10 protein-coding genes are annotated in these 9,187 nt (G+C 44.5%); 8 read left to right on the forward strand and 2 right to left on the reverse strand.

The window, feature by feature from the left end:
* Positions 1 to 241, reverse strand: a 241-nt coding sequence (locus AB4Z33_RS29520; RefSeq protein WP_442053329.1) for a cupin domain-containing protein, incomplete at its 3' end; no start/stop codon positions are given.
* 157 nt (positions 242 to 398) lie between these two features.
* Between AB4Z33_RS29520 and AB4Z33_RS29525 the strand changes: the two genes are divergently transcribed.
* The 4 genes from AB4Z33_RS29525 (at position 399) to AB4Z33_RS29540 (ending at position 4,220) form a co-directional block, all read left to right on the forward strand.
* Entirely contained in the window at positions 399 to 1,853 is a 1,455-nt protein-coding gene (locus AB4Z33_RS29525; protein WP_442053330.1) for a stalk domain-containing protein, read from the forward strand.
* A gap of 130 nt (positions 1,854 to 1,983) precedes the next feature.
* Positions 1,984 to 2,445, forward strand: coding sequence for a DIP1984 family protein (locus tag AB4Z33_RS29530; RefSeq protein ID WP_442053331.1), 462 nt, complete (start codon positions 1,984 to 1,986; stop codon positions 2,443 to 2,445).
* Positions 2,446 to 2,752: 307 nt separating this feature from the next.
* Positions 2,753 to 3,238: an RrF2 family transcriptional regulator gene (locus tag AB4Z33_RS29535; RefSeq protein WP_442053332.1), complete on the forward strand. Its 486-nt coding sequence runs from the start codon at positions 2,753 to 2,755 to the stop codon at positions 3,236 to 3,238.
* 88 nt (positions 3,239 to 3,326) lie between these two features.
* Positions 3,327 to 4,220 carry a class I SAM-dependent methyltransferase gene (locus AB4Z33_RS29540; RefSeq protein WP_442053333.1) on the forward strand — a complete coding sequence of 298 codons (894 nt, stop codon included), beginning with the start codon at positions 3,327 to 3,329 and terminating at the stop codon, positions 4,218 to 4,220.
* Between the two features lie 9 nt (positions 4,221 to 4,229).
* On the opposite strand, the gene AB4Z33_RS29545 is transcribed toward AB4Z33_RS29540, so the two are convergent.
* Positions 4,230 to 5,615, reverse strand: coding sequence for an MFS transporter (locus tag AB4Z33_RS29545; protein WP_442053334.1), 1,386 nt, complete (start codon positions 5,613 to 5,615; stop codon positions 4,230 to 4,232).
* 113 nt (positions 5,616 to 5,728) lie between these two features.
* Here AB4Z33_RS29545 and AB4Z33_RS29550 point away from each other — a divergent pair, with 113 nt between their 5' ends.
* The 4 genes from AB4Z33_RS29550 to AB4Z33_RS29565 all read left to right on the forward strand — a co-directional run bounded on the left by AB4Z33_RS29550 (position 5,729) and on the right by AB4Z33_RS29565 (position 9,145).
* The gene (locus tag AB4Z33_RS29550) at positions 5,729 to 6,607 is read left to right on the forward strand and encodes a LysR family transcriptional regulator (RefSeq protein WP_442053335.1); all 879 of its coding nucleotides are present in this window, start codon (positions 5,729 to 5,731) and stop codon (positions 6,605 to 6,607) included.
* A gap of 19 nt (positions 6,608 to 6,626) precedes the next feature.
* Positions 6,627 to 7,610, forward strand: a complete 984-nt coding sequence (locus tag AB4Z33_RS29555; RefSeq protein ID WP_442053336.1) for a hypothetical protein — start codon at positions 6,627 to 6,629, stop codon at positions 7,608 to 7,610.
* Between the two features lie 189 nt (positions 7,611 to 7,799).
* Positions 7,800 to 8,552 (forward strand): S-layer homology domain-containing protein, encoded by a 753-nt coding sequence (locus AB4Z33_RS29560; RefSeq protein WP_442053337.1) that lies wholly within the window; start codon positions 7,800 to 7,802, stop codon positions 8,550 to 8,552.
* Between the two features lie 263 nt (positions 8,553 to 8,815).
* Entirely contained in the window at positions 8,816 to 9,145 is a 330-nt protein-coding gene (locus AB4Z33_RS29565; RefSeq protein WP_442053338.1) for an ArsR/SmtB family transcription factor, read from the forward strand.
* Positions 9,146 to 9,187: the final 42 nt, after the last annotated feature.

The following is a 9,187-nucleotide window of genomic DNA, read 5'->3' on the forward strand; positions in this document are numbered from 1 at the left end:
GGGCAACCTCGATCCCCTCATGTGGTTGCAGAACGATTTCTTTACCATCAATCTCCATGGTTGCAGAACCCGACAAGACKAAGAAAAATTGACGGGAGTGTTGATGATAATGTTTTACTTCTGATGTATGTGCCGGCATTTTTTCATGAATGACGCTTAAATCGTTTTGTTTCACTAAATGCCAGCCATCGCATTGATCTCCCCAAATATAATGCTCAGCGGTTTGTATGCTTATTTTCATCTTATTAATCTTCCATTTAAGTTGTGATTCATACTCAAGGATGATTGTATCTGAAACATTATATAATTAGGTGTATATAAATACAAAAGTTTCGAGCAACAAAATATGGAAAATGAACGTCATATATAAAGCGCGCAACTTACATAATTGGAGGTAGATGATGAAGAAAATCATAATCGTCTTTATCCTGATATTCAGTTTTGCAGGGATATTATCGAATCAGACCCTACAAGCGGCAGGTGTTAACCCGATTCGGACATCTGCAGATCTAACAGGAATTATTGATATCGATCACAAGAACGGATTAAGTGTTGCCCTGCAAAATAATGGAGCGGTGTGGTCGTGGAAAGGTAATAACTTTGCTCTAAAACAACTTGTGATAGAGAATGCGATGCAAATTACGACAAAGAACATTGCATTGAAAAAAGATGGCACCGTTTGGACATGGGACAGCGGTACAGGCAACCCTTATTTGAAAGCAAAAGGCATTAAAGCTAATCGGAATGAACCTATTCAAATTGTAGAGTTAAAAGGGATTATGAAAATTGAGTCGGGTGATGTTGGACATTTAGCGCTAGATCAGAATGGCGAAGCGTGGTATTGGGGAGAAGATGGTTGTATGGCATGGATGTTGCGCGAGGATGTTGAATCGGAAGCTTGCTATCATCTAAGCAATGAACCTACTGAAGTCCGATTCATAGCGCCTTCCTTCACGTCCATTCCCGCTAAAGTACAGTCAGGCTTAGCCGATATCGATATTGAAACGGGGGTTATGTTCGCAACTAAGGCTGGGGCAGTCGTTCATATCGGCGTTTGGGACAATGTTCATATGGGCGAAGATGATTTAATGATGCGAAATATTGTGAAGGTTGCAGCATCCACTGAACGCCGGGCTGCTGTGGGGATTGATAAGAGCGGCTATCTGGTCAGCTCGTATGAGCCGAAGATAGGCAAACAAAAAGGGTTCATCGATGTCAGTGCAGTATCCAACAGCAGTTTGCCTTACCTCGCGGTGCATCAAGATGGAACCGTGTGGTCCGGCATCCTATATGCAGACCCCGCTCCTCCACTTATAAAGCTTGAAGGCTTAAATGGAATCCAGCAAGTGAAAGCAAGATCTACGAACTCCGGTATTGCCTTAGGTGGTAACGGTATCGTATATCAGTGGGGAACTGGAACGTCAAATTATGATGACCGTGATTTGCTGCCCTTGAAATCTGCCGTTAAGGCAACCAAAGTTCAGAAACCATTTTCGGTTGTTCTGAATGGCGAAGTGATGAAGCTAACTTCAGGTCCGGTTATTTCAGGTGGTACTACCTTAGTGCCGATGAGAGATTTATTCGAAACGCTTCATGCAAAGGTAGACTACAATAATGGGAAGATCACTGTTACGACAGATCAACTCACGATAAATCTTGAGGTTTATCGACATGAAATTGATGTTAATGGTACGAAACTGAGTTTGACGCAGCCTCCAATCTATCATAATGGCAAAACCTATGTGCCGCTGCGATTTATCGCTGAAACACTCGGTTTAGAGGTGAAATGGGACTCAAGCAGCGGTACGGTGATTGTGAATGAGGTGAAATCTAACTATCAAACTATTGATTAGAGCGATAGCTGTTCTGGATATATTTTTAGAAGAGAAGAGAAATAAGCGGCTTTAGTAAATGGATGATTCAAACGATCGATTGATGTTGATTTAGGAATGGTCTAAACGAATCAGCGCGAGGGGATTAACGATGAGATTAGCGGAAGCGCTCGTCATGCGAGCGGATTGTCAACGGAAGGTTGCTCAAATCAAGCAGCGCCTTGTTAGAGTCATAAAAGTACAAGAAGGAGACAAACCTTCAGAATCGCCAACCGAGCTGATGGATGAATTAACTCGAACGCTCGATCATCTAGCCGTCTGGGTGAAAAAGATTAATAAGACGAACGCGTTAAGCCCCTTCGATGCGAGCATAAGCTTGGCAGAAGCGTTGGCAGAACGTGATCGCATCATGCAGCATCGCAATATACTGAATGAATTACTTGGCGAGGCTTCCATTAAGCAGGACCGATATAGTCGGCAGGAAGTGAAATATTACACGACGATTGAGATCGCAGATCTTCAAAAAGAGGTCGATGAGTTGTCGAGGAAATACCGTGAGTTGGACTTCAAAATACAGGAGAAAAACTGGAGCACAGACGTTCTAGATAACTAAACAAGTGGTAACCTAAAACCATACAAGCGAGCACAACCCGCCAACGGGCAGTTGGACCCTCGAATAGATGCAGGGCCATATCTATAAAACATAATAAATTAGCCCAATAATGTTACAAGAGTGCGCGATAGCATGTAACTAGGCTGTATATTGTTTAATGTAACTACCATGTGCTGATGTATGGGTTAGGTGAGGGCGGGTTCGGGGACTTGTTTAATAAGATCGGGTTATTGCAATATGAAGTTGAATCCGTTATTATGGACACCAAGGATCCATAATGATTCATACAGAAAGGGAGGATGGACTTATGCAGTTCTCCAAAAGTACAGATTACGCTCTACATGCTTTGCTTCATTTGGGTCACTCGGATCGTCGCAACCATATCGGGATTAAAGAATTATCGGCAACGCTTGGCGTTTCCGAAAGCTATTTATCCAAAATTATGTCCAAGCTACGGCAGGATGGGATCGTACGTGCGGTACCGGGTGTGAACGGCGGTTATGAGCTGGCACGGCCGGCCGATCAAATCACTTTTCTGAATGTGATTCAAGTGATTGAAGGTCAGCAGCAATTGTTCGAATGCTCGAATTCGAGTTCGCAGCAACATCAACTGTTAGCAGAAGCGGGAGATGAATCACAGGAGCAGCATCGTCCCAATAAAAGCGGATGTTTAGTTGAAAAGGTGATGGACGGTGCGCAGCAGCATTTGCACCAGTATTTACAGGAGCACACGATCCAGTCGGTAATGGATGAAGCTTTCAAGCATTGCAGCCATGAGGTAAACAAGAAGTAAAACGCTTCTTGCGCTTAATTTATAGATATAATAGATCCATAATAACATGGTTAAAGAAATAAACCATAATGAAAAGTGAGGAATTATAATGAACGATTTTTTTAATGAAACGATTTGGGAAGAAGCTTGGAAAGAAAATGGCGATACGATCGTGAACAAGATGAAAAAGGCTGGTATCGTTCCAGCCAAAGCTTTTGACCATAAAGCGAAAACTTTTAATGAGCAATCCTTTAATGAAGAGGGAAGAAAACGAACAACACGTATTGTACGCTGGTTAGAAACGCAAGGAGTTCAACTTGAAAATGCTTCTGTACTGGATGTTGGAGCTGCCTCGGGAGTATTTACGGTGCCTTTTGCGGAGCGCGGAGCTCGTGTAACTGCTGTGGAGTCCTCACTTCCGCTAGTCGAACTTTTGGAAGAAAACACTTCGAAATTCACAGAAAATAGGGTGAAGATTGTATCCGAGCCATTTGAGGATATCGACGTTCAGGACAAAGGCTGGAGCCAAGCCTTCGATCTCGTCTTTGTCTCCATGTGTCCAGTTATTGTTGACTGGGATAGCGTGGAAAAGATTCTTAGTTGCGCGAGTCAATATTGTTACTTGAGTATGCCTGCAGGCTCCATCGAGCATAGTTTGGTGAATGAAATTTATCCACTTATCACTGGTGAGCCTTTTAAAAATAAAAAGACGGAAATGGGTTATTTGCTCCACCTGCTTTATCTCAAAGGCTACTCCTACGAGTCGCTTATATCGAGAGAAACAAAAACCGCGGAAATCTCCATAGAAGCGGCACTGCAAGAAATGATGAACTGGCTCGGAAGCCACGGTCTGCCTGCAGATGCTCTAAATCGGAAAAAGGTAGCCGACTATTTGGAACAGACGTATCCGTCCGGCACAGTGGTTGTCCGCCAGAGCGGCCGTTATGGCAAAGTACTGATACGACTACAGGATCAGAGCATGTATGCAAGGGAAGACTTATAAACACTAAATCTACGACTCACCGAATTGACCAGACTCCCGGTGTCGCCAACTCATGATCACCAAGGACAACGCGATTAGCGCGAGGATAATCCCAAGCACTCGGAACCCTTCGCTGCTGAACCTATCGCCCATTACGATGCCTATAAGCAATGAAGAGAGAATCGTTCCAAGGTATCTGGATGTATTAAATAATCCGGAGGCGACGCCGATTATTTCTTTTGGAGTACTTTCGAACAAGGCTGCTTGCATACCGACATTGTTCAATCCGTTGCTAATACCGAAAGCAGCTAACGCAACACATACACTTACAACCGGTGAATGTTGATTGAATGACACGATCCATGCGGACCCCAATGCCATCAGTATTGCGGATACGATTAATGCCGGCTTGGGCCCTGACTTATCGATCCATCGTCCTGCTATCGGCGAGACTACGAGCGAGCACAAGCCTAAGCTCAACATAAGAATCCCTGTATGGAGTTCGCTGACATGACGTACCATTTGCAAATAGGACGGAAGACCAAAAAACAGCGAATAAAAAAGAATGTTAACGAGCATGAATTCGATATTGATCCCTATCATCGCAGGATATTTGGCGAAGATACGCAATGGAATGAAAGGCGACTGCGCTCGAAACTCATGACGAACGAATGCCGCAAGCAGCGCGAGGCCTAAAAGCACGAGAAAGACAGGTACGAACGAGACTTGTCCCGAAGATTGGATTGACAGTAATCCAATGAGCAGGGTGACTAAACCCGATGAGAAGAGTAGGATTCCCAGCGTATCAATCAAATCAAACCATTTGCGAATGGAGATGCGCTGTGAAATCAATGTTGTAGGGTTATCTTTAGGTATTGTCCTCCAAGCGAGTAGGAAACTCGCTATCACAAACGGAATATTGACGAAAAAGATCGCTTGCCAGTCCCACCAGTGTATTAATATCCCGCCAATAAAAGGGCCGAATGCTGCCGCTCCCGATAAAAATATGGACATAACAGACAGCGCCGTCGCTTGCTGCTCCGTAACATGAATACGAACAATGGCCATTCCAACAGCGACCATCATGCTTGTTCCGATGGATTGCACAATGCGGAAGACGATGAGCCACCCGAAGCTTGGAGTAAGCGGAGCAAGCAATGAGGCAACGAAAGCTACGACGAGTCCGATAAGAAATATTTTTCTGCGACCAAATAAGTCACTGGCCTTACCCATGACAGGTTGAGCGACAGCGCTAGCGATATAAAAAGCGAAAATAACCCAGGATACTTCTGCAAAGTCAAGATGATATACAAGTTGAAGCCTTGCTATAGCGATTGAAATCATAGAAGAATTTAACGGGTTTAAAAGTACCCCTAGTCCGACGGAAACAATCAACCACCTGCTGCGAACACTCATTTTTGGTTCCTCCCAAAGCGTATTGATGTCATCGTAATTGAAAAGCCTTATTTATTCCAACGCATTCTATGTTATTATTTCATTGACTAGAAGGAATGAATGGGTGGTGTGTGATGGAACTGCTTCAATTGCAATATTTTCTCGAGGTGGCAAGATTGGAACATGTTACCGAAGCAGCAAGAAGTCTGCACGTAACACAATCTTCATTATCCAAAACGATTCAACGCTTGGAGGAAGATCTAGGCGTCCCATTATTTGATCGAATGGGGAGGAGACTTCGTTTAAATGAGTTCGGCAGCACATTCCTACGCCGCGCAGAAAGAGCCTTGTTTGAATTGGAACAAGGGAAACAAGAGCTTAGCGATTTAGCTAGCCCGGAACACGGGACACTCGAATTGGCGGTGACTACTGCAAGCACATTACCGAACATCCTTCGCGAGTTTCGGAAAAAACGTCCTACTATTCAATTCCATGTGCAAATGTTGACGACGGAGGAAATGGTTACTCGTCTTCAAAGAGGAGAGGTGGATTATTGCTTGTCCTCGCCTCCTATAGAAGGAGAGGACATTGAATGTCAAATCGTGTTCATAGACCCCATTCTTGTCGCTGTTCCAATCGGGCATCGGCTGGCCGACCGAAGTCGCATATCTTTGACAGATCTAAGGGATGAACGGTTCGTCGGTGTGAAGAGAGGTTACGGTACTCGTGATCTAGTGGACTCTATTTGCAAATCGGTTGGATTTGAACCGAAATATGTATATGAGGGCGATGAACCTGCGAGGTTAAGTTCACTTGTGGAAGCTGAGATTGGCATAGCTTTCATGCCAAGCACGGCAAGGAATTCAAGGGAACAAATCAAATATCTCCAAGTAGAAGATCATGAATTGGTACGGGAGATCGCTTTATTATGGCATAAAAATCGCTATATTTCGCGGGCAGCTCTCGAATTCCGCGAGGTCGTTATACAGTATTTTGGCGCGAGATCAATCTAGCAAAGCGAGGTATATCAACGTGACAAATATCGAACCATTTCTAAAGAAAGTACGTCGTTCTATCGATGCTCATGCAGCTGGCTCCATGGGAGGTTACCGGCAAAAGCTCTCAGATCCTCACGAAGAAGATTTGTACGGAACAGCAGATGCCGTCATTTTGTTATATACGCTGGGCGAATTGCCGCAAGCAGGCAGCAGAGAGCATGAAGGCCTTGTGAATACACTGCAAAGCTTTCAACAACCAGAGGACGGGCTTTTTRCCGCAAATAGCCATCACCCTGTCCACAGAACAGCGTATGCCGTAGCGGCATTGGAACTGTTGGACAGCAGACCTTGTCATCCCATATCGGCTCTGAATGCTGTGAAGAGCCGAGAAGGACTTCATGACTGGCTGGAAAGCCTCGACTGGGCAAATTCCCCTTGGGGAGACTCGCATAAAGGCGCAGGCATTTACGCTGCTCTAGTGCTGACCGGCGAAGTTGACCGCGAGTGGGAGGATTGGTATTTTGAATGGCTTGATCAGGAGGCTGACCCGGAAACCGGATTTTGGCACAAGGGAGCCATTCATAACGGCGCACCGCTATTTCATCATTTAGCGAGCTCCTTTCATTATTTGTTCAATCTGAACTACCGCAAACGCCCTATGCGATTCCCGAATCAATGGATCGATACATGCCTGGCCATGCATGAGGATGGACAGATTCCACTGGAGGCCGGCGCTTTATCCTTTGTGGAGCTAGATGTCCTGTACACCTTAATCAGTGCTGCTGAGCAAACCCAGCACAGGTCTGGTGAACTGCATTCCATGATAAAGGCGATAAGCAACCATCTCTTAAGCAGTATCACAGTCTTGTCCGACGAGGCCGACGAGGCGTTGTTTGAAGATTTACATACGTTGTGCGGAACGGTATGCGCAATAGCCCTCATCCAGTCAGTAATGCCTGAGCAGGTTAATGGGGATCGTATGCTGCAGAGGATCTTAGACCGTCGTCCGTTTATTTAATGCAAGGAAATGTTGCGTATAGCTGTTACTGAACCCCCCTTGGCTTTCAAGGGGGGTTGTTGTGCTTCGGCTCTAAAGTCACAGGGTTAGCTAATGACCTATATTTATTTTTTGCAGCATGAAAAATAATGGGCTCTTCGATTGTATTACTAGTGAAGGGCAAACAAATCAAACTACGAGGTGAGAGAAATGAAAACAAAATTCAAAATGCTTACTCTTTCTACAGTTACCGCTTTAACGTTATCGTTTGTGGGACAAAGCTATGCAGCGAGCAACCCATTCTCGGATTTAACAAATATTGCAGCAACGGATAAAATTGTTGCTTTACATGATCAAGGCATAGTCCGCGGTATAACAAACGAGTTTTTTGCGCCTAATGAAACGATCACAGCGGCTCAAGGCGTTCAGCTTATTGTAAATGCCGCTGATCTAAATCTAGATCTCGTAAGATTTTTTAAAGAGCCTAAAGTGACCGATTATTACAAAAACGCAAAAGATGATGCTTGGTATGCCAATACCTTAATTACAGCAAGCGTTAATGGCGTCGAGCTGCCGGCAGATTTGGATCCAAACATGAAATGGACTCGTGAAGAGTTCACTCATCGGCTTATTAAAACCATTGAAGCGCATAGCAATCTTCCAATGATAAAACTTAATCCCGTCGAGATTACCGACAACGCGGATCTTACCATTGATTATCAAGGATCCATCCAACGTGCGCTGGCTTATCAGGTTGTGAAGCTGGATGCACAAGGAAACTTCCATCCAAAAGCGGAAATTTCCCGTGCAGAAGMTGCAGAGCAAATCTTTAATGTATTGGAATACATCAAGGCGCATCCTGCTCCATCGCCAGAACCAGATCAAGATCAAGATCCAGCCTCGCAGACAAGTCCAAAAAGATCGGCAACATCAACTAGCCCACAAATTCCAGGTACAAAATAAATGAAAAGGCGATCGCCTTCCGGATTAAACCGGGAAGCGGTTGCCTTTTTTTTGTGAAAAGAAATATTAGGGGATGGTGGGGCTGTATGATATCTGCACACCTAAMCATTAAAGTCAGCACAATGCCGCGCATGCCGCGGTTTTTTTTATTTAATCGATATTCATATGGAATATATAAATGCCGTTGACTCGACACCGAATGGTGTCATATAATTGTTGTGACACTAAATGGTTGCGAATAGTAATGCTTAGGAGAGGGTGTTGTGAGCGATAACAACCAGTTGCGGGATGTATTTGACGCGATTGCTGATCCAACCAGGCGCCGATTGATCAGTCTGTTGGCGGAAGCACAAGAGGTGCCGCTTCATGAGTTAACGGTTCAGTTTCAAATGGGCCGTACGGCGGTATCCAAGCATCTGACCATTCTTAAAGAAGCCGGATTGGTACTTGACCGAAAGGTCGGCAGGGAAACGAGATATAAACTTAACGCCGCTCCGCTTAGAGAAATTCAGGATTGGGTGGCTTTTTACAGTAAGTTTTGGAGTACGAATATGTTACGTTTAAACCAACTTTTAGAGGAGGAAGAAGAATGAGTTTAGCATTAACATTGGATTTTCAGTATACGACTACCATTG

It is taken from the genome of Paenibacillus sp. 2TAB19 (assembly GCF_052115185.1).
Taxonomy (GTDB): Bacteria; Bacillota; Bacilli; order Paenibacillales; family Paenibacillaceae; genus Pristimantibacillus.

Coding starts and splice junctions, on each gene's coding strand:
- AB4Z33_RS29540 (WP_442053333.1), top strand. CDS start 3,327: ATGAACGATTTTTTTAATGAAACGATTTGGGAAGAAGCTTGGAAAGAA.
- AB4Z33_RS29535 (WP_442053332.1), top strand. CDS start 2,753: ATGCAGTTCTCCAAAAGTACAGATTACGCTCTACATGCTTTGCTTCAT.
- AB4Z33_RS29550 (WP_442053335.1), top strand. CDS start 5,729: ATGGAACTGCTTCAATTGCAATATTTTCTCGAGGTGGCAAGATTGGAA.
- AB4Z33_RS29545 (WP_442053334.1), bottom strand. CDS start 5,615: ATGAGTGTTCGCAGCAGGTGGTTGATTGTTTCCGTCGGACTAGGGGTA.
- AB4Z33_RS29525 (WP_442053330.1), top strand. CDS start 399: ATGATGAAGAAAATCATAATCGTCTTTATCCTGATATTCAGTTTTGCA.
- AB4Z33_RS29530 (WP_442053331.1), top strand. CDS start 1,984: ATGAGATTAGCGGAAGCGCTCGTCATGCGAGCGGATTGTCAACGGAAG.